Annotated in this window: 16 protein-coding genes and 1 tRNA gene; 5 read left to right on the top strand and 12 right to left on the bottom strand. The window is 72.9% G+C overall.

Annotated elements, in window-relative coordinates; genetic code table 11:
• Positions 1 to 72: 72 nt before the first annotated feature.
• The 4 genes from ACZ6O2_RS09455 to ACZ6O2_RS09440 form a co-directional block, all read right to left on the bottom strand.
• Complete coding sequence (locus ACZ6O2_RS09455; protein WP_466022542.1) at positions 73 to 1116, bottom strand: hemolysin family protein; 1044 nt, start codon at positions 1114 to 1116, stop codon at positions 73 to 75.
• Complete coding sequence (locus ACZ6O2_RS09450) at positions 1109 to 2422, bottom strand: hemolysin family protein (RefSeq protein WP_466022653.1); 1314 nt, start codon at positions 2420 to 2422, stop codon at positions 1109 to 1111. The genes ACZ6O2_RS09455 and ACZ6O2_RS09450 overlap by 8 nt, the downstream gene beginning before the upstream one ends.
• A 156-nt stretch (positions 2423 to 2578) precedes the next feature.
• Positions 2579 to 4774 (bottom strand): (Fe-S)-binding protein, encoded by a 2196-nt coding sequence (locus ACZ6O2_RS09445; protein WP_350702305.1) that lies wholly within the window; start codon positions 4772 to 4774, stop codon positions 2579 to 2581.
• 299 nt (positions 4775 to 5073) lie between these two features.
• Positions 5074 to 5337 carry a cell division protein CrgA gene (locus ACZ6O2_RS09440; protein ID WP_350702307.1) on the bottom strand — a complete coding sequence of 88 codons (264 nt, stop codon included), beginning with the start codon at positions 5335 to 5337 and terminating at the stop codon, positions 5074 to 5076.
• 228 nt (positions 5338 to 5565) lie between these two features.
• Between ACZ6O2_RS09440 and ACZ6O2_RS09435 the strand changes: the two genes are divergently transcribed.
• Genes ACZ6O2_RS09435 through ACZ6O2_RS09420 form a run of 4 tightly spaced genes read left to right on the top strand, consistent with a single transcriptional unit; the run spans position 5566 to position 9199 of the window.
• Positions 5566 to 6372, top strand: coding sequence for a DUF881 domain-containing protein (locus ACZ6O2_RS09435; RefSeq protein ID WP_350702308.1), 807 nt, complete (start codon positions 5566 to 5568; stop codon positions 6370 to 6372).
• Positions 6369 to 8255, top strand: coding sequence for a class E sortase (locus tag ACZ6O2_RS09430; RefSeq protein ID WP_466022541.1), 1887 nt, complete (start codon positions 6369 to 6371; stop codon positions 8253 to 8255). Before ACZ6O2_RS09435 ends, ACZ6O2_RS09430 begins: the two co-directional genes overlap by 4 nt.
• Positions 8256 to 8258: 3 nt before the next feature.
• Positions 8259 to 8540, top strand: a complete 282-nt coding sequence (locus ACZ6O2_RS09425; RefSeq protein ID WP_466022540.1) for a hypothetical protein — start codon at positions 8259 to 8261, stop codon at positions 8538 to 8540.
• 8 nt (positions 8541 to 8548) lie between these two features.
• Positions 8549 to 9199, top strand: coding sequence for an aminodeoxychorismate/anthranilate synthase component II (locus ACZ6O2_RS09420; RefSeq protein WP_350702313.1), 651 nt, complete (start codon positions 8549 to 8551; stop codon positions 9197 to 9199).
• Positions 9200 to 9256: 57 nt separating this feature from the next.
• On the opposite strand, the gene ACZ6O2_RS09415 is transcribed toward ACZ6O2_RS09420, so the two are convergent.
• The 8 genes from ACZ6O2_RS09415 to ACZ6O2_RS09380 form a co-directional block, all read right to left on the bottom strand.
• A complete protein-coding gene (locus ACZ6O2_RS09415) occupies positions 9257 to 9952 on the bottom strand; it encodes a SanA/YdcF family protein (RefSeq protein WP_466022539.1) in 696 nt (231 codons plus the stop codon).
• Between the two features lie 143 nt (positions 9953 to 10095).
• Positions 10096 to 11889, bottom strand: coding sequence for a Stk1 family PASTA domain-containing Ser/Thr kinase (pknB, locus tag ACZ6O2_RS09410; RefSeq protein WP_466022538.1), 1794 nt, complete (start codon positions 11887 to 11889; stop codon positions 10096 to 10098).
• The gene (locus tag ACZ6O2_RS09405) at positions 11886 to 13304 is read right to left on the bottom strand and encodes a serine/threonine-protein kinase (protein ID WP_466022537.1); all 1419 of its coding nucleotides are present in this window, start codon (positions 13302 to 13304) and stop codon (positions 11886 to 11888) included. Before ACZ6O2_RS09405 ends, pknB begins: the two co-directional genes overlap by 4 nt.
• Position 13305: 1 nt before the next feature.
• Complete coding sequence (locus tag ACZ6O2_RS09400; RefSeq protein ID WP_350702321.1) at positions 13306 to 14811, bottom strand: peptidoglycan D,D-transpeptidase FtsI family protein; 1506 nt, start codon at positions 14809 to 14811, stop codon at positions 13306 to 13308.
• Complete coding sequence (locus tag ACZ6O2_RS09395) at positions 14808 to 16298, bottom strand: FtsW/RodA/SpoVE family cell cycle protein (protein WP_466022536.1); 1491 nt, start codon at positions 16296 to 16298, stop codon at positions 14808 to 14810. The genes ACZ6O2_RS09400 and ACZ6O2_RS09395 overlap by 4 nt, the downstream gene beginning before the upstream one ends.
• Positions 16299 to 16326: 28 nt before the next feature.
• Positions 16327 to 17757: a PP2C family protein-serine/threonine phosphatase gene (locus ACZ6O2_RS09390; RefSeq protein ID WP_466022535.1), complete on the bottom strand. Its 1431-nt coding sequence runs from the start codon at positions 17755 to 17757 to the stop codon at positions 16327 to 16329.
• Positions 17754 to 18239, bottom strand: a complete 486-nt coding sequence (locus ACZ6O2_RS09385; protein ID WP_111134465.1) for an FHA domain-containing protein FhaB/FipA — start codon at positions 18237 to 18239, stop codon at positions 17754 to 17756. The genes ACZ6O2_RS09390 and ACZ6O2_RS09385 overlap by 4 nt, the downstream gene beginning before the upstream one ends.
• Before the next feature lie 6 nt (positions 18240 to 18245).
• The gene (locus ACZ6O2_RS09380) at positions 18246 to 19034 is read right to left on the bottom strand and encodes an FhaA domain-containing protein (protein WP_091100240.1); all 789 of its coding nucleotides are present in this window, start codon (positions 19032 to 19034) and stop codon (positions 18246 to 18248) included.
• A 226-nt stretch (positions 19035 to 19260) separates the two neighbouring features.
• Between ACZ6O2_RS09380 and ACZ6O2_RS09375 the strand changes: the two genes are divergently transcribed.
• A tRNA-Leu gene (locus ACZ6O2_RS09375) sits at positions 19261 to 19346 on the top strand.
• Positions 19347 to 19450: the final 104 nt, after the last annotated feature.

Below are 19450 nucleotides of genomic sequence, written 5' to 3'. Positions count from 1 at the left end.
ACGACCCACACAGCGGCCGGTGCCCAACACTAGGGAAGGCGCGGAGCGGAATCAAGGCGACCATCGTCCACATCACGCCTGCGCGACCGCTTGCGCACCAAGGGTGTCGGCCCGGTGGCCGACGATGGCGGTCAGTACGTCGTCCAACGTCACCACGCCGAGCGGGCGGCGGCCGTCGCTGACCAGCACCATGTGCCGCCGCTCGCGGCGCATCGACAGCAGCAGGTCGGCGAGCGTACGGTCCGGCGGCACCACCGCCAACGGCCGGTAGACCTCCGCCGGCACCGGGGCGCGTCGGCTCACCCCGGCGTACCCGAGGACATCCTTGACGTGCACGAAGCCGAGCACCCGGCGGGTGGACCGCTGCACCACCGGGAAGCGGGACCGACCCGTCCGGGTGGCCAGCACCTCCAGCGAGGCGGGCGAGACGTCCTCGGCGACGGTGGTCACCGTCGACCAGCGTTGCAGGGCGTCGGCGGCGGTCCGGCTGTGCAGGGCCAGCGCGCCGGTGATCCGGGCGTGCTCCTGGGCGTCGAGCAGCCCCTCCGTACGCGCCTGCGCCACCAGTCCGGCCAGCTCCTCCGCCGTGAAGACCGTCTTCACCGCCTCGGTGGCCTCGATCCGCCACAACCCCAGCACCCGGCGGGCCGCCCACTTCATCGCCAGCAGCAGCGGCTTGGTGGCCAGGCAGAACGCCAGCATCGCCGGCCCCAGCCAGAGCGCCGACGGCTCCGGCCCGGCCAGCGTGATGTTCTTCGGCACCATCTCGCCGACCACCGTGTGCAGGAAGACCACCACGCCGAGGGCGAGCACGAAGGCCACCGGGTGGACCGCCCGGTCGGGCAGCCCGGCGGCGTGGAAGGCCGGCTCCAAAAGGTGCGCCAGGGCCGGCTCGGCGATCGCGCCCAGCCCCAGCGAGCAGACGGTGATGCCGAGCTGCGCCCCGGCGATCATCAGCGGGATCTGGTTCATCGCCGACAGCGCCCAGCGGGCCCGCTTCGAGGTGGCCGCCAACGGCTCGACCACCGTGCGCCGGGACGCGATCAGCGCGAACTCACTGCCCACGAAGAACGCGTTGCCGAGCAGCAGCGCCATCGTGACCAGCAGCTCAGGCATCGTCGCCCGGCTCCTCGGGGCGAACCACCCGGACCTGCTCGATCCGGTGCCGTTCGACCTCGACGACGGTGAACTCGTAGCCGGACTCCTCGACCGTCTCGCCGGCCACCGGGATGTGCCCCAGCCGGGCCATCAGGAAACCGGCGAGCGTCTCGTACGGCCCCTCGGAGAGCCGGAAACCGGTCTGCTCGGCCAGCTCGTCGGAGCGCAGCACCCCGTCGACGAGGACGGTCCGCTCCCCGCCCGGCACGGTCAGCTCGACCAGGCCGGCGTCGTCCACCGCGTCCGGGTCGAACTCGTCGGCGATCTCCCCGACGAGTTCCTCCACCAGGTCCTCGGTGGTGACCACCCCGTCGGTGCCGCCGTACTCGTCGACGACGATGGCGAGGTCGGCGCCGGCCACCCGGAGCGCGGCGAGCACCCCGTCGAGGTCCAGGCTCTCCGGGACGTACACCGGCTCGCGGGCCACCGACCCGACCGTGGTCGAGCCCCGCCTGGCCGGCGGCACACCCAGCGCGTCGGGCACCCCGGCGACGCCGGTCACGAGGTCGAGGGTCTCCTCGTACACCGGGAAGCGGGTGCGCCCGGTCTGCCGGGACAGCGCCAGCAGCTCGGCCACCGTGGCGGTGGCGCGCAGCGCGACGACGTCCACCCGCGGGGTCATCGCCTCGGCGGCCCGCTTGTCGCCGAAGCGGATGGTCCGGCGCAGCAGCATCGCGGTGTCCGGCGGCAGCGCGCCGGCCCGTGCCGAGATGGCAGCCAGCAGGCCCAGTTCCTCCGGCGAGCGGGCGCTGGCCAGCTCCTCCTGCGGCTCCACCCCCAGCACGCGGACCAGGCGGTTCGCCGAGTCGTTGAGCGCCCTGATCAGCCAGCCGAAGGTGCGGGAGAACGCACGCATCGGGCCGGCGGTGGCCAGCGCGGTGGGCATCGGCCGGGCCAGCGCGAGGTTCTTCGGGACCAGCTCGCCGAAGAGCATGGAGAGCAGGGTGGCCAGGGCCAGGGCGAGGAGCGGGGTGAACCGGCCGGCGGCGTCCCCGGCGACCGGCCGCAGCAGCGGGGTGAACAGCCGGGCCAGCGCCGGCTCGGCCAGGTAGCCGGTGAGCAGGGCGGTGAGGGTGATGCCGAGCTGCGCCCCGGAGAGCTGGAAGGAGAGCTCCCGCAGCGCCCGGCGTACGGTCGCGGCCCGGCCCTCGCCCGAGGTCGCGCGGCGCTCGATCTCGGGCCGGTCCACGGTGACCAGGGCGAATTCGGCCGCGACGAAGAACGCGTTGCCGCCGGTCAGCAGCACGAACCCGACCAGGGGCAGCAGCGTGGTCAGCAGCAGGCCATCGATGCTCGTCTCACCTCGGCGCGATTCTCGCACGTCGAGCGCCGGCTGGCCGAGATCGCCGCCGTCTCCTGAACGACGTCGGCGGCGGCACAGCGAGGTGCCGCCGCCGACGGGCGTTTCAGGGGGTACGCGTCAGCCGGCGACCGGCGCCGTCTCCCTGTCGCCCGGCGCCTGCTCGGGCTTCACCGAGCGGAGCAGCACACTGGCCACGTCGACGACCTCGACCTGCTCGCCGGCGCCCTTGCCGTTCACCCCGTCGTTGAGCATCGTCGAGCAGAACGGGCAGCCGACGGCGACCGTCCGCGCCCCGGTGGACATGGCCTCCTCGACCCGGTCCACGTTGATCCGCTTGCCGATCTTCTCCTCCATCCACATCCGGGCGCCGCCGGCGCCGCAGCAGAAGGAGCGCTCGCTGTTGCGCGGCATCTCGGTGAGCTCGCCGGCGATGGCGGTTCCCAGCACCTCGCGCGGCGGGGCGAACACCCGGTTGTGCCGGCCCAGGTAGCAGGGGTCGTGGTAGGTCACGCCGCCGTCGACCGGCTGCACCGGGGTGAGCTTGCCGGTGGCGACCAGGTGCGCCAGGAGCTGGGTGTGGTGGACCACCTCGAACTCGCCGCCGAGCTGGCCGTACTCGTTGCCCAGGGTGTTGAAGCAGTGCGGGCAGGTAGCGACGATCTTGCGCTTGCTCTTCTCCCGGCCCTCGAACGCCTCGTTGAGGGTCTCGACGTTCTGCTGGGCGAGCATCTGGAAGACGAACTCGTTGCCGATCCGGCGGGCCGGGTCGCCGGAGCAGGTCTCGCCCTCGCCGAGGATCGCGAACTTGACGCCCGCCTCGTTGAGCAGCGTGGCGACCGCCCGGGTGGTCTTCTTGGCCCGGTCCTCGAACGCGCCGGCGCAGCCGACCCAGAAGAGGTACTCGAAGTCGTCGACCTCGCCGACCCGCGGCACCTCGAAGTCCAGGCCCTTGGTCCAGTCCTCGCGGGTGTTCGGCGGGGCGCCCCACGGGTTGCCCTTGTTCTCCAGGTTGCGCAGCATCACGCCGGCCTCCGACGGGAAGCTCGACTCGATGAGCACCTGGTAGCGGCGCATGTCGACGATGTGGTCGACGTGCTCGATGTCGACCGGGCACTGCTCGACGCAGGCGCCGCAGGTGGTGCAGGACCAGAGCACGTCCGGGTCGATGACGCCGCCTTCCTCGGCCGTGCCGATCAGCGGTTTGTCGCCCTCGGCCAGGGCGAGCACGTCGACGTGGGCGAGCTGCGCGGCGGTGGCCTTCTCCTCGCCGGTCAGGTCCTTGCCGCCGCCGGCCAGCAGGTACGGCGCCTTGGCGTACGCGTGGTCGCGCAGGCTCAGCACCAGCAACTTCGGCGACAGCGGCTTGCCCGTGTTCCAGGCGGGGCACTGCGACTGGCAGCGGCCACACTCGGTGCAGGTGCTGAAGTCCAGCAGGCCCTTCCAGCTGAACTGCTCGACCTGGGCGACGCCGAACTGGTCCTTCTCCGGGTCGGCCTCCTCGAAGTCGAGCGGCTTGCCCTGGCTCGTCATGGGGCGCAGCGCGCCGAGTCCGGAGCCGGCGCGGCCCGGGTCGCGCTTGAAGAAGATGTTGAAGAAGGCGAGGAAGCGGTGCCAGGCCACGCCCATGGTGACGTTGAGCGCGATCACGATGAGCCAGGTCATCGAGATGGCGATCTTGACCAGGGCGGCGATGCTGACGCCCGCGTCCCAGTTCGGCAGCACCGCGCCCACCGCGTGGCTGAGCGGGGCGGCCCAGACCGGGTACTCGAAGTGGTCGGTGGCGACCTTGAAGCCCCGGATGACGAAGCCCATGATCAGCACCGCGAGGACCACGGCCTCGACGAAGTACCCCTGCCACATGGTGGAGCCGGTGAACCGGGAGCGACCGCCCGGCCGGGTCGGCCGGTTGCGGACCCGGATCCCGATCAGCACCAGGATGCTGACGATGCCCAGGATGCCGATCAGCTCGGTCACCGCACCGTAGAGCGCCCAGCCGCCCACCAGGGGCAGCCCGCCGGTCGGGGAGACGACCTCGAAGTACGCCTCCAGCACCAGCAGCGACAGCACGATGAAGCCGACCATCACGAACCAGTGCGCCGCGCCCACCACGCTCCAGCGGAGCATGCGGGTGTGGCCGGCGGTCTCCGCCAGCATGGTCTTCGTGCGGGTGCCCTTGTCGCCGAACCGGGTCGGGTCCGGCTGACCCAGCCGGATGACGGCCACCATCTTCATGACCGCGCGTACCGCAAGCCACACCGCCACGGCGGTGATGGCGAACGCGAGGATCGTGGTGACGATCTGGACGCTGCCCATCGAGTTGGCCTCCCGGTCTGCTGCCTGTCGAGCGGCTCGGCGACCGGGGCCGGATCAGGGGGCGGTCGGCGAGCCGCCGCCACCGCACCCTCGACCGGACCGGTCGATGACCTCGCTCCGCTCGGTCATGCAATGCAGCCTACGCGCAAGGTTACCCATCGGTAACGTGAGTCATCTCGCACTCCGGCCGCGCCGCCCTGCGCACACCATAGGTGGCCCGACCCGAAACCGCCGGGCAGGGTCTCCGCCGAGTGACACGCTCACCCGCGGCCCCGCCCGGGCGGCCCCGACGAGGCCGCTCAGCGCCAGCGGGAGAGCAGGATCAGGGAGGCGACCATCGCGCCGAAGCCCACCGCGAGGTTCCAGTAACCCCACGACATGACCGGGTACTCCTGCTCGGAGAGGTAGTAGACCACCAGCCAGCCGATGCCGAAGACGATGAGGCTGACCGCCGAGATCGGCAGCCACACCGGGCTAGGCTTGCGCGTCGCCGCCGTCGCCGTCGGGCGGACGTCCGTCGGCGGGGTGTACACCTTCTTCTTGCGGACCTGAGACTTGGGCACGACGCTCTCCAGAGGGGGTGACGACCTCGTCCGGCCTGACAACCGGGCGCGGGGGCGACGGTCCATGGCCAATAATGTTCGACAGCTAGCGTAGTCCCGAAGACCCGTCCAAGCCACGAATGGGGTCAGGCCGGTGCTCGGAGTGACCGAAAAAGGCGGGACTGTTCGGGTCGCCGCACCGGCCCGCCACCTCGCGGGCTGAACCAGACGACGGGGAAGGAACGCTCGGTGGAGTACACATCCGGCGCGGCATCCTGGCAGAAGGTGCTCCGGCGGGTGGTCGCCGGCCTCCTGCCACGGCGACCGCGGCAGCGCCGACCGGGCTGGTCGATCGGGGTGCCGCTGATCGCCGCCGCGGCCGGGCTGCTCTTCACCACCACGGCGACCACTGCCGGCGGCACCGCCCTACGCGAGGACCGGCGCCCCCAGCTCAACCAGCTCATCGAGGACCGCCGCGCGGAGGTGGCGGCCGGCGAGCAACGCGCCGCCGCGCTGCGCGGGGAGGTCGAGGACCGCACCACGGCGTTGGCCAGCTCGGACGGCCCCATCAAGGAGCAGCAGGACCGGGCGGCCGCCAGCCGGGAGGCCGCCGGATTCACCGCGCTCAGCGGCCCCGGGGTGACGGTGGAACTCAACGACGCGCCCCGCCGCAACGACGGGACCCTGCCCGCCGGGGCCACCAACGACGACCTGGTCGTCCACCAGGGGGACGTGCAGGCCGTGGTGAACGCTCTCTGGGCGGGTGGCGCCGAGGCCATGTCCATCATGAACGTCCGCGTGCTGTCGACCAGCGCGGTACGCTGCGTCGGTAACACCCTGCTGCTGCACGGCCGGGTGTACTCCCCTCCATTCAAGATCGTAGCAATCGGCGATCCCGCCGCCCTTCAGCGGGCCCTCGCCGACTCCGAGGGAGTCCGGTTGTTCAGGGACCTGGTCGACGACTACAAGCTCGGCTACAAGGAGACCGTCTCCACCGTCGCCGTGCCGGCGTTCGAGGATTCGACAACGCTCCGGTCGGCGGCGGTGCCACGGTGACCCGCGACGACTGGCCGGAGGAGCCCGACGGCCGGCACCGCGACCACGGTGACGGCCCGACGGAGTTCCTGCCCAAGGTCAATCGTCCCGCCCCGGCCGGAGCCTGGCCGGAGCCGGCGCTGCCGCCCCGCTCCCCGGCGTCGCGCCCGCACGGTCCCGGCCCGTCGGTCGGCGACGGCCGCCCGGCCGGCGGCCCACCCGCCGAATGGGCGCGCGCCGCGTCCGACCCCGCCCGTTTCGGCGGGCCCGCCCGCCCCGCCGATTCCGCCCGGCCCGGCGACCCGGCGCGCCCGGGCGGCCCCGCGCAGGAGCCCGGTCGTCCCGCGAACCCCGGCCGGTTCGTCCCCGGCGCCGACCAGGCCCGCACCACCGTCAACCCGGCCCGGCCCGCCGACCCGGACCGCCCCGGGAGCGGTCGCCCCGGCCCCGCCGACCACGGCCCCGCCGGCTTCGGCCGCCCCGGCCCCGTGGACTTCGGTCCCACCGACTTCGGCCGCCCTGGCCCCACCGACCACGGCCGCCCCGGTCCCACCGGCGACGGCCCTGCCGGCTTCGGCCGCCCCGGCCCCCCCGACCACGGCCGACCCGGTCTCGGCGAATTCGGCCCACCCACCGGCCGCTCAGACGTCGACTCGCCGGCCCGTCCCCTGGACTTCGGCCCGCCCACCGGCGCCGCCGGCCGTGGCGCCCCCGCCCCACCACCGTGGTCGGGCGCCGGCCAACTCCGGCCGGCCGCCCCGCCGCACCCGGCGCCGCCGGCCGGCCCCGTCGGGCAGCCGGACGCCACCCGGGCGTCCGGGCAGGGCGGCGAACGGCCGCTCCGTCCGCCCGTGGACCGCGCCGCCGCCCAGGGCGACCGGCCGGCCACCGACGGGCCGACCGCCTTCCTCCCGAAGAGCGGCGCGCCTGTCGGGGGGCCGTCCACCCCGGCTTCGCCGACCGCCCCCGACCGCTCGGCCGACCCCGGCGCCACCGCCGTGATCCCGGCCGTCTCCGGGCGTACGCCGGCCGGCTCGGCAGCCTTGTTCGAGTCGACCGCCCTGATGGGGGCCGTGCCGCGCCCCCCGAAGACGGACGAACCCGACCTCCCCGACGCCAGCGCCGAGCAGCCCCGGCCACGCCGGGGCGAACGGGTCGTCCAGCTCCGGCCGGAGCAGACCGGCGAGGGCTACAAGAGCGTCTACTCGGAGCTGACCCGGCCGTCGCTGGGCTCCCGGCTGCGCGCCGGCATCCGGATCACCGGCGAGGTGCTGATCACCTTCGGCATGGTGGTGCTGCTCTTCGCCGGCTACGAGGTGTGGGGCAAGTCGGCGATCGTCGACGCCCACCAGACCGACCTCAGCCAGCAGTTGGCGCAGGCGTGGGGGCCGGAGGGCGACCCGACCGTGGCGCCGTCGGCCAGCACGTCCACCAAGCCGAATCCGCCCGTGCAGGGCAAGCCGATGGCGGGGCTCTACATCCCCAAGCTGGACAAGAACTGGGTCGTGGTCGAGGGCGTGACCCAGAAGGACATCCGGTACGCGCCCGGCCACTACCCGTCCAGCGCCCTGCCGGGCCAGGTGGGCAACTTCTCCGTCGCCGGGCACCGCAACCGCGCCACCTTCTGGCGACTGGACGAGCTGAACGACGGCGACGCCATCGTGGTGGAGAGCAAGACCGACTGGTACGTCTACAAGGTGAGCCAGAGCCGGATCGTCCGGCCCACCCAGGTCGAGGTGGTGGCACCCGTGCCGGGCAAGCCCGGGGTGAAGCCGACCAAGTCGATGCTCACCCTGACCACGTGCAACCCGAAGTTCGACAACTACCAGCGCCTGATCATCCACGCCGAGTTGGCGCGTACCCAGCCGAAGTCGGCGGGTCGCCCGGCGGAACTGGGAGGCTAGGCGGTGTACGGCTGGATCTGGCGCAAGCTCCCCTTCGGGCTGCCCGGCAGGCTCGTCGGCAGCCTGCTGATCGCCAGCGCGATGGTGGCCCTGCTCTGGTACGTGGTCTTCCCCTGGGCCGAGCCCCTGCTGCCCTTCGACGACGTGCAGGTCACCCAGGAGTCCGGCGAACCCGGCGACGTCGGCGTGGTGCCCGGCGACGGGGAGGCGACGCCCGGCGACGGGCACGACCTGCCGTACGACACCGAACGGAACAACACCCCGCCCCCCTCCCCGGACGAGTGAGCCCCCTGATGCGTGTCCTGGTGATCGACAACTACGACTCGTTCGTGTTCAACCTCGTGCAGTATCTTGGCCAGCTCGGCGTGGACTGCGAGGTCCGGCGCAACGACGAGATCGAGGTCGCCGAGGTGGGCAGGGCCGGCGCGGCCGGCGTCCTGTTGTCGCCCGGTCCGGGCAGCCCCGACCGGGCCGGCATCTGCCTCGACGTCATCCGCCGGTACGCGGGCGAGCTGCCGATCTTCGGCGTCTGCCTGGGGCACCAGGCGATCGGCGAGGCGTTCGGCGCCACGGTGACCCGCGCCCCCGAGCTGCTGCACGGCAAGACCTCCGAGGTCCGCCACCAGGGCGTCGGAGTGCTCGCCGGCCTGCCGGACCCGTTCACCGCCACCCGCTACCACTCGCTCGCGGTGCTGCCCGAGACGCTGCCCGAGGAGCTGGAGGTCACCGGCTGGACCGGCTCCGGGGTGGTGATGGCGATGCGCCACCGGACGCTGCCGATCGAGGGCGTCCAGTTCCACCCCGAGTCCGTACTCACCGAGGGCGGCCACCTGATGCTGGCGAACTGGCTCGCCGCCTGCGGTCACCCGGAGGCGCTGGAGCGGGCCCCGGAGCTGGCCGCCGAGGTTGACGCGCGCCGCCGCGCCGCCTTCGCCGCCGGCTGAGCCGGCAGGACTGTCCGCGCCGAGCCCGACCCCCGACGGGAACCGCGAAGGGCGCGGTCAGCCCTTCAGCGCGTCCCGCACCGCCGGGTCCGCCGGCGAGCGGACCGCGGGCGGCCTGTGTCGCACCGCGTCCCATGCCGCCTTGCCGCTGGCGAAGTAGTCCCGGACCGTCTTCCCGACGAGCAGGGCGGGCCCGCAGCCGGGACAGCGAGCGGTCACTCCCTCGGCGTCGAGGCCGAGGTGTCGGCACAGCGTGACCGCCCGGGACAGGTGGTAGGACTGGGTCACGATCAGGGCCCGCTCGATCCCGTACACGTCGCGCGCCCGGGCGCAGCTGTCGTAGGTGTCCAGCCCGAACGGGTCGGCCACGACGCGGCGCGGATCGACACCCAGCCGCTCGGTCAGGTAGGAGGTCATCACCGCCGGCTCGTCACCGGAGGCGCCACCCCCGTCGCCCGACACGAGGATCACCCGCGCCCGCCCGCTGTGCACCAGCTCGGCGGCGGTCTCCAGGCGGCCGGTGAGCCGCTCACCCGGCTGGCGTCGGTCCGCCGCCACCGCGGTACCCAGGACGATCACGACATCGGCGGCCGGCGCCCCGGCCTCGTCGTACACGTGGCCGCGGGCGGCGACCGTGGTCCACAGCCACGGAAGACTGGCGAGCAGCAGGGCGGCCAGAGCGACAACCGCCGCGCGGGTCAGGCGTCGCCGCCACCGGTTCGCCCGACCCGCCGGCTCCGTCGCCCCTCTCACGAGTAACGTCCGGCGGGAACCCTCGCATCCACCGCGTTGTTCGCCCTCTCTGTGCGCCGGACGGCCCGTACCGGGCGGGTACCTGCCCGGCCGCCCGCAAACGCCCGGCCGGCGGATCCCGGCGGGGCGTCACCCGCCGGGGGTCACTGCTCGGAGAGCCGAGCCGGTGGGGTGGTCGGGAACAGCGGGAAGCCGCCGCCACTGCCAGAGGGCGTGTTGCTGGGCGTGGGGCTCGGCGTGTCGGACGGCGTCGGCTCGACCTGCGGCACGCTGACAACGATCGTCACCGTCCTGCCCCTCGGAAGGTTGATGCCGGGTCGCGGGTTCTGCGAGAGGACCCGGCCGGCCTCGGCCGCCGGCACCTCCCGGCCCTGCTCGACGTCGACGTCGTAGCCGGCGGCCTTCAGCTCCTCCTTGGCCTCCTTCTCGGTGGAGTTGACCACGTTCGGCACCCGGCCGACGTTGCCCTTGGAGACGGTCAGGGTGACCTCGGCGCCCTCGGCCACCCGCGTCCCCTCGGCCGGCGACACGCCGAGGACGATGCCCTCCTGGGAAGCGCTGTCCTTATCGACCTTCTTGACCTCGAAGCCCGCAGCCTCCAGTTGCTGCTTCGCGTTCTCGTAGGTGGCGCCCTCCAGATTGGCCGGGATAGCCTTCGTGGCCGGGCCGCCGCAGACCTGGACGACGACCTCCTGGTTGGGCTCCAGGGCCGAGTTGGCCGCCGGCGACTGGTTGACCACCTGGCCCTTCTTGCAGGTGGCGTCGAAGTGCTGCTCGCCCTCCTTGGGCACCAGGTTGGCCTGCTGGATCCGGGCGAACGCCTCCTGCTGCGTCAGGCCGGTCACGGTGGGAACGGTGACCTTGTCGTCGCCCTGGTTCAGCAGGGCGGCGGCGAGCGCGATCACCGCGAGCACGCCCACCGCGGCGAAAGTCGCGATCAGCCAGGACGACGCCCTGCGCCGGCGGGGATCGCCGACCCGGGCCGGGATCTGCCGGGTCTGCGGGGCGCCGGGGGCGGCCGGGTAGCCGGCACCGGCCGGGACGACCCGCGTCGTCTCGTCCTGCGGCAGCACGGGGGTGGCCAGCACCGGGCGGCCGGCGGCGGCGCGGAGCAGGTCGGCCCGCATCTCGCCGGCGCTCTGGTAGCGGTTGAGCGGGTTCTTCGACAGCGCCTTGAGCACGATCGCGTCGACGGCCGGGTTGACGTCCGGGTTGATGTCACTCGGCGTCGGCGGGGCCTCCCGCACGTGCTGGTAGGCCACGCTGACCGGGCTGTCGCCGACGAACGGCGGGTGGCCGCAGAGCAGCTCGAAGAGCACGCAGCCGGCGGCGTAGACGTCGGACCGGGCGTCGACCGCCTCGCCGCGCGCCTGCTCGGGCGACAGGTACTGCGCCGTGCCGATCACCGCGCTGGTCTGGGTCATCGTGGTGGCGCCGCTGGCCAGCGCCCGCGCGATGCCGAAGTCCATCACCTTGACCTGGCCGGTCTGGGTGAGCATCACGTTGCCGGGCTTGATGTCCCGGTGGATGATGCCGTGCCGGTGGCTGAACTCCAGCGCCGCGCACATGTCGGCGCAGATCTCCAGCGCCCGGCGCGGCTGGAGCCGCCCCTCGACGCCGAGGACCTCCTTGAGGGTCCGCCCGTTGACGAACTCCATCACGATGAACGGCAGCGTCTCGCCGGTCGGCGCGGTCTCCTCGCCGGTGTCGTAGACGGCCACGATCGCCGGGTGGTTGAGGGACGCCGCGTTCTGTGCCTCGCGGCGGAACCGCATCTGGAAGGTGGCGTCCCGGGCGAGGTCGGTCCGGAGCATCTTGATCGCGACGTCCCGACCGAGCCGGAGATCGCGACCGCGGTGCACCTCGGCCATGCCGCCGTAGCCGAGCAGCTCGCCGACCTGGTACCTGCCACCGAGCAGGCGGGCCTGCGCTGTCATCGCGTCTGTCGTCCTTCGCTCGTCGTCTCGTCGCCGCCCGGCCGGGGCAGTTCCTGTCGACGGTACGACGTCCGGGCCGGATCGTCGCGTCCGTCGGGCCGCAGCGCGCCGGACGTCACCGTCTGCGGGGTGACCGCGCCGGCTGCGCCGGACTTCTGCGACTGCTCCCGCAGCTTGTAGGAAATCACGCCGGAGCAGACGAGGACCAGTACGGCCAGGAGGATGGCGAGTAACACCATCCCCGGCCGGGACCCTCGGCCGCCGGGCTGGGGCGTCGGAGGGGCGGCCTGCCCCGCGTACGCCATCGGACGGGCCGGCGGCACGGGTGCCGCGCCGCGCGGGTAGCCGGGCGGGGCCACGGGCGGGCGGGGCACCGACACGGCAGGCGCGACAGTCGTGGGGCGGTGCGGCACGACGGCCGGGCGGGGTGCCGCCACGGGCGGGCGCTGCGGCTGCGGCTGCGGGACGACGGTCGGCGGCCGGTGCGGGGCGACCCGCGGGTGCGCCGCCGGTGCCGGCACCTGGGCGCGGCCGGGCGGGGCGGCGGGCGACGCCGGGGCCGCGGAGATCGGCTGACCACCGCCGCGGGCCTGCTGGGAGAGCTGGGCCTTCAGCTGCCGGGCCACCCCGGCCAGCGCGGCGGCGCTGGGCCAGCGGGCCGCCGGGTCCTTCGCCAGGGCCCGCTCCACCACGGCCCGGACCTGCGGCGGGATGTCGGCGGGCAGCGGGCGGGGGGCCTCCCGGACGTGCCGCATGGCGATCTCGAGGGGATTGTCGCCCTCGAACGGCCGCCGGCCGGCCAGGCACTGGTACGCGACCACGCCGAGCGCGTAGACGTCGGACGCGGACGTGGCGACGCCGCCGGTGGCCTGCTCGGGGGAGATGTACGAGGCGGTGCCGAGCACCGAGCCGGCCGCGGTGAGCTGGGCGACCAGGTCCGACCGGGCGATGCCGAAGTCGGTGAGCACCAGGGTGCCGTTGGGCCGGACCAGCAGGTTGCCCGGCTTCACGTCCCGGTGCACGATGCCCTTCACGTGCGCCGCGTGCAGCGCGTCGGCCGCCTGGGCGACCAGCGCCATCGTGCGGGCCGGGGTGAGCCGGCCCACCCGGGCCAGGGTGGCCGACAGCGCGTCGCCCTCGACGTACTCCATGATCAGGAAGGCGATCTGCTGGTCGTTGCCGAAGTCGTAGACGTCGACCACGCCGGGGTGGTTGATCGTCGCCATGGTGCGGGCCTCGCCGCGGAACCGCTCGGCGAAGTCGGGGTCGTCGAGCAGCGCGGGGAGCAGGCTCTTGACGGCGACCGTCCGGCCGAGCACCTGGTCGGTGCCGCGCCAGACGTCGCCCATGCCACCGCTGGCGATCCGCTCGTCGAGGCGGTAGCGGTTGCCGAGCTGCACCCCGGGGCTGAGCATGTCAGCGGCCCCCGGGATCCGCGATGGCGGCACGCATGATCTGCCCGGCGATCCGGGCCGCCTCGGCGCTGCCGCCCGGGCCGGCCTGCTCCAGCATGACGCAGACCGCGGAGACCGGGTTCCCGTTCTTGTCGAGCGCGAAGCCGATGAACCAGCCGTGGTCGGGCCGGTCCGGCGCGGACTGGGCGGTGCCGGTCTTGCCGCCGACCGTGTAGCCGTTGATCCGCGCGCTCTCGCCGGTGCCGTTCTCGACGACGCTGACCATCATCTCCCGCAGGTCGCCGGCGACCTGGCCGCTGACCGGCTGGCGCAGCTCCCGCGGGTTGGCGGTGTAGTAGCTGGTGGTGCGGTCCGGGCCGAGGAGCTGGCGGACCAGGTACGGCCGCATCTGGCTGCCGCCGTTCGCGACCGAGGCGGCGATCAGGGCCCCCTGCAGCGGAGTCATCCGGACGTCGCGCTGGCCGATGGAGGACTGGGCGAGCGCGGCGGGGTCGTCGCCGCCGTCGGCGTTCTCCATGCTGCCGGTGCGGCTGGCCGCCACCGGGTGGCCGCCCTCCCCGAGCTGGCCGACCGTGAGGTCCTCCTGCTCGAAGCCGAACTGCCGGGCCTTCTCCTTGATCTTGTCCGCGCCGAGCCGGACGCCGAGCTGCGCGAAGCCCGTGTTGCACGACTCGGTGACCGCGTTCATCAGGGTGACCTCGTCCTCGGGGCAGATCGACGACGCCGCGTTGCGGATCGGCGTGCCCGAGGTCGGCGGGGTGTAGCTGGAACCGGCCGGGATCCTGGTGTCCTGCCCGATGCCGTTCTCCAGCGCCGCGGCGGCCACCACGATCTTGAAGGTGGAGCCCGGGGGCAGCACCTCGCCGATGGCCCGGTTCTTCAGCGGGCCGTTCGGGTTCTGCTCCAGCGCGTTGTACGCGGCCGTCGCCTCGTTGGTGTTGTGACCGGTCAGGGGGTTCGGGTCGAAGCTGGGCATGGAGACCAGCGCCTGCACCGCCCCGGTACGCGGGTCGATGGCGATCGCCGCGCCCTTCGGGACGTCGTTGCGGTTGTTGCGCAACTGCTCGTACGCGACGTCCTGGGCCCGCTTGGAGAGGGTGAGCAGCACGTTGCCGCCACCGGTCTTGTCGCCGGTGAACATGTCCTTGAACCGGTCGATGAAGAGCTGATCGCTGGTGCCGGCGAGGAAGTCGTTCTCGACCTTCTCGATGCCGGTGTCGGCGAGGTTGACCGGCTTGTAGCCGAGCACGTGCGCGTACTTGGCGCCGCCCGGGTAGGTGCGCAGGTACTTCAGCTCGCCGGTGGTCTCCTTGCTGGTGGCGAGGGCCGTGCCGCCGGCCTCGATGTTGCCGCGCTTGCGCTCGTACTCGGCGACCTGGACCCGGCCGTTGTAGTCGCTGGTGCGGTATTCGTCGGCCTTGTAGGCCTGGATCCAGTTCAGGTTGGCGAAGAGCAACCCGAAGAGGACCATCACGACGACGCCCACGCGGCGCAGGGGTGCGTTCACGGCCTGATCACCTCCGTGGGGGCACCGTGCAGCTGCTCCGGCGGGCCGCCGGACGGTCGGGCCGCCTTGCCGCCCCCGCCGGCGACGGGGCGGCGAGCCCCGTCGGAGACCCGGAGCAGGACCGCGATGAGCAGCCAGTTGGCCATCAGCGAGGAGCCACCGGCGGAGAGGAACGGGGTGGTCTGGCCGGTCAGCGGGATGAGCTTGCTGATCCCGCCGACGATCACGAAGACCTGGAGCCCGAGCGTGAATGCCAGGCCGCCGGCCAGCAGCTTGCCGAACGAGTCGCGGACCGCCAGCGCCGCCCGCAGCCCCCGCTCGACGATCAGCAGGTAGACGACGAGCAGCGCGGAGAGGCCGAACAGCCCGATCTCCTCGCCGAGGCCGGCGAAGATGAAGTCGTTCTGCACCTCGGGCAGCAGGCCGGGCTGGCCGCCGCCCGGGCCGGCGCCGAACAGGCCGCCGGTGCCGAGCGCGAGCAGACCCTGGACCAACTGGTAGCCGTCCTCGTAGGGGTCGGCGAACGGGTCCAGCCAGATCTGCGCCCGCAGGTAGAAGTTGGCGAACGGCCCGCCGACGATGTCGCCGAGGACGTACGCCAGGTAGGCGCCGCCGAAGAAGAGCACCAGGCCGATGAGCAGCCAACTGACCCGTTCGGTGGCGATGTAGAGCGTCACCACGAACATGCCGAAGTAGAGCAGCGACGTGCCGAGGTCCTTCTCGAAGACGAGGACCAGGAGGCTGATCAGCCAGACCACGACCACCGGGCCGAGGTCCCGCCCGCGCGGGAAGTCGATGCCGAGGAACCGGCGGCTGGCCAGCGAGAGCACCTCGCGCTTGCGCACCAGGTAGTAGGCGAAGAAGACCAGCAGCGCCAGCTTGGCGAACTCGCCGGGCTGGATGGAGTAGGTGCCGATCCTGATCCACAGCTTGGCGCCGTTGATCTCGGAGAACCGGCTGGGCAGCACCGCCGGGATCATCACCAGCACGATGCCGGCCAGCCCCAGGGTGTAGGCGTAGCGCGAGACCGACCGGTGGTCGCGCATGATGGCCAGCAGCCCGGCGGCGAGGATCACCGAGAGAAGCGTCCAGGCCAGTTGCCGGCCACCGTCGCCAGCGAAGACGGCCAGGTCCGCCCGCTCCGCGGGGGCGGCGTTGCCCAGGTCGAGCCGGCGCAGGAAGCCCACCCCGATGCCGTTGAGCAGCGCGACCGCCGGCAGCAGGGCGGGGTCGGCGAAGGGCGCCAGGAACCGGATCACCAGGTGCAGGCCGAGGAAGACCGCGGTGAGCGCGGCGGCCGGCATCCAGAAGTCGGCGGTGACGGTGTCGAGCACCTTCGCCTCGACCATCGCCCCGTACGCGGCCACCAGCACCATGGCCAGCAGCAGCAGCGACAGCTCGGCGTTACGCCGGGACCGGGCCAGGCGCACGCCGGGCTGCTCGCCCGTGGTGGCGGGCGAGGGTGCCGGGGTGGCCGCTGCGGTCACGGATCGTCCTCGGATTCGAAGCCGACACTCACTCCGGCGACCGGCAGGTGGCCGGGTCGAGCGTCGGCGAGACGGTGTCGGAGGGCAGGGCGTCGGGTGTGGTGGTCGGCGAGGCCGACGTGGTCGGACGGCCGCTGGCGGCCGGGCTCGCGCTGGCCGACGGCGGCGGGGTCGCCGGGCCGGCGGTCGGCGTCGGTGTCGTGGTGACAGCCGCCGCGCTCGGGCTGGGCGGGCAGATCGGCTTCAGGTTCGGGTTCGTCGGGCTGTCGCTGGTCAGCTCGGCCAGCCGACGCTCGGCGTCCGGCTCGCTCTTGGCCGGAATGCCCTGCTTCACCTGCTCCTGGGCGGCCAGGGTCAGGTCGTCCAGGTCGGCCGGGCTGGTGGAGTGCACGGTGGAGAGGTCCATCCCGGCGATCTCGCCCTGGATGCCCCGGAACACCGCGACCTGGCCCTCCTCCGTCGCCCCGACGTAGTACTGCCGCTGGGTGTAGCTCCAGCCGCCGAAGACGGCCCCGCCGAGCAGCACCAGCAGCGCCAGCGTCGTCGCGGCGGCGCGCACCGGCCGGCGCTTCGGGCGTTCCGGCTCGTCGTCGTCGCCGGCCGCGGGCTCCTCGGGGGCGGGGGGCCGGGGGGCGGAGAGCGCCGACGCGCGGGCGGCCGGGGTGGAGACGTCGGCGGAGGTCGCCATGCCCCGGTCCCGGGCCGCGGCGCCGCCGACGATCGGGCTCGCCTCGACGATGTCCTGGTCGGTGGCGTCCGCGATGATCACCGTGATGTTGTCCGGCCCGCCGCCGCGCAGGGCGAGCTGCACCAACCGCTCCACGCACTGCTGGGGGTCGGCGTACTCGCGCATGGTCTCGGCGATCGTGTCGGCGCTGACCACGCCCGAGAGGCCGTCGCTGCAGATCAGGTAGCGGTCGCCCGGCAGCACCTGGCGGACGCTGTATTCCGGGTCGATGTCGCGGCCGTCGAGCGCGCGGGTGAGCAGCGACCGCTGCGGGTGGCTGCTCGCCTCCTCGGCGCTGATCCGGCCCTCGTCGACGAGCATCTGGACGTACGTGTCGTCCTTGGTGATCTGCGCGAACTCGCCGTTGCGCAGGAGGTAGGCCCGCGAGTCGCCGATGTGGACCATGCCCAGCTTGCTGCCGGAGAAGAGGGTGGCGGTGAGCGTGGTGCCCATCCCCTCCAGCTGGGGGTTGGCGTCCACGGTGTCGCGGAGCTGCTGGTTGGCGGTGCCCACGGCCGAACGCAGCGCGTCGACGAGGGCGTCACCCGGGACGTCCTCGTCGAGCGGCGCCATGGCACCGATGACGATGTTGCTGGCGACGTCACCGGCGGCCATGCCGCCCATGCCGTCGGCGACGGCGAGTAGCCGCGGTCCGGCGTAGACGGAATCCTGGTTACCGTCTCGGATCAGACCGCGGTCGCTGTGGGCCGCATAGCGCAGGGTCAGAGTCATGGCCGTAATTCGAGAGAAGTGCGGCCGATCCGGATCGGCACGCCGAGGGGGACGGGGGTTGGTCCGGTGACCTTAGCGCGATCCAGGTAGGTGCCGTTAGTCGAGCCGAGATCCTCGACGAACCACTGCCCGTCGCGCGGCACCAGCCGGGCGTGCCGCGCCGAGGCGTAGTCGTCGGTGATGACGAGGGTGGAGTCCTCGGCCCGGCCGATGGTGATCTGCGCTTCACCAAGGGTGATCCGCGTGCCCGCCAGTTGACCGGCGGTGACCACGAGCTGGTGCGCCGCCCTGCCCCGCTTCGCCTTCGCCGGTTTCGCCGCCTGCCCGAGCGAGGCCCCGACCGCCCGCGGGGCGGCCACCAGCCGGCCCGACCGGGCCCCCGCGAACAGGTCCCGGCGGATCACGCCGACCACCGTGAACACGAAGATCCACAGCAGGATGAGGAACCCGAACCGGGCGACGGTGATGACGAGTTCCGGCAAGGCGGATCAGCCGTCCACGCGGAAGGTCAGCGTCGTGGTGCCGAGCTGGATCATGTCGCCGGGGTTGAGCGCGACGGCGGAGACCCGCTGGCCGTTGACCATCGTGCCGTTGGTCGACCCCAGGTCGGTCAGCACGACCTGGCCGCCGTCGAAGTCCAGCCGGGCGTGTCGCCGCGAGATGCCGACGTCGGGCAGGCGCAGGTTGGCCTGGTCGCCACGGCCGATCACGGTCGAGCCCATCTGGAGGGGATAGGTGCGCCCGTCGCCGGAGACCAGCCGCACGTTGCGGCTGCCGCCGTGGCCGGGCGGGGGGCCGTAGCCGCCGCCCTGGTCGTACGCCGGGTAGGCGGGCGGGCCGGCGTCGTAGCCGGGCGCGGAGACCGGGGCGACCTCGCCGCCGGTGTAGACCTCGGCGGTGACCCGGAACATGCCCGTGTCCAGCCCCTCGCCGCGTTCGATCTCGACGATCACGTCGCCGTAGACCGTCCAGGCCTGCTCGCCGATGAACTCCGCCTGCGACTGGGCCAGCTCCTGGGCCAGCGCGGCAGCGTACGGCGCCAGCCGACTGTGGTCGTAGGGCGAGAGATCGATCACGTAGCGGTTGGGCACCAACGTGCGCCCACCGGCCAGGATCGCCTTGTGCGCCTCGGCCTCCCGCTGCATGGCGTTGAGGATCTCCACGGGGTGGACCACCCCTTTGAAGACCTTGGCGAAGGCTCCCTCGACCAGGCCTTCCAGACGCTTCTCGAAGCGTTGCAGCACGCTCACCGGCTCCTCCTCGGGTCCCGAGGACATGATGGTATCCGGCCGGAGCGTCCGCAGCTCACACGCCGCTCGGCCGGCTGGCGGCGGCCCGTTCGGTGGGGCCGTTGTCGTCGTGCTAGTCTTTCGTCCGCCGAGAACGGTACCGCCTCGACGGACGGTAACCGATCGACGCAACGATCACGGACAACGTAGGATGTCCGGGGCCCGCTGGAGACAGCAGGACCGGCACAGACTACAGTGTTCGAGGTCAGGCCACGGGGAAGTGGCGGAATGGCAGACGCGCACGGTTCAGGTCCGTGTGCCCGAAAGGGCGTGGGGGTTCAACTCCCCCCTTCCCCACCAATACGCGAGGGCTCCGCAGCGATGCGGAGCCCTCGCGGCGTATCGGGGCCGTGCCGTACGTCACGCTATGCTCCGATGGATTCTGCCTCCGAGGACCAGGAGTG

This window comes from Micromonospora sp. NPDC048040 (assembly GCF_055587185.1).
This window is presented reverse-complemented; position numbering and strand designations above follow the sequence as displayed.

Excerpts from the sequence above, each read along its gene's own strand:
- ACZ6O2_RS09420 (WP_350702313.1), top strand. The coding sequence starts at position 8,549 with ATGCGTGTCCTGGTGATCGACAACTACGACTCGTTCGTGTTCAACCTC.
- ACZ6O2_RS09390 (WP_466022535.1), bottom strand. The coding sequence starts at position 17,757 with ATGACTCTGACCCTGCGCTATGCGGCCCACAGCGACCGCGGTCTGATC.
- pknB (WP_466022538.1), bottom strand. The coding sequence starts at position 11,889 with ATGACAGCGCAGGCCCGCCTGCTCGGTGGCAGGTACCAGGTCGGCGAG.
- ACZ6O2_RS09455 (WP_466022542.1), bottom strand. The coding sequence starts at position 1,116 with ATGCCTGAGCTGCTGGTCACGATGGCGCTGCTGCTCGGCAACGCGTTC.
- ACZ6O2_RS09445 (WP_350702305.1), bottom strand. The coding sequence starts at position 4,774 with ATGGGCAGCGTCCAGATCGTCACCACGATCCTCGCGTTCGCCATCACC.
- ACZ6O2_RS09380 (WP_091100240.1), bottom strand. The coding sequence starts at position 19,034 with ATGTCCTCGGGACCCGAGGAGGAGCCGGTGAGCGTGCTGCAACGCTTC.
- ACZ6O2_RS09405 (WP_466022537.1), bottom strand. The coding sequence starts at position 13,304 with ATGCTCAGCCCCGGGGTGCAGCTCGGCAACCGCTACCGCCTCGACGAG.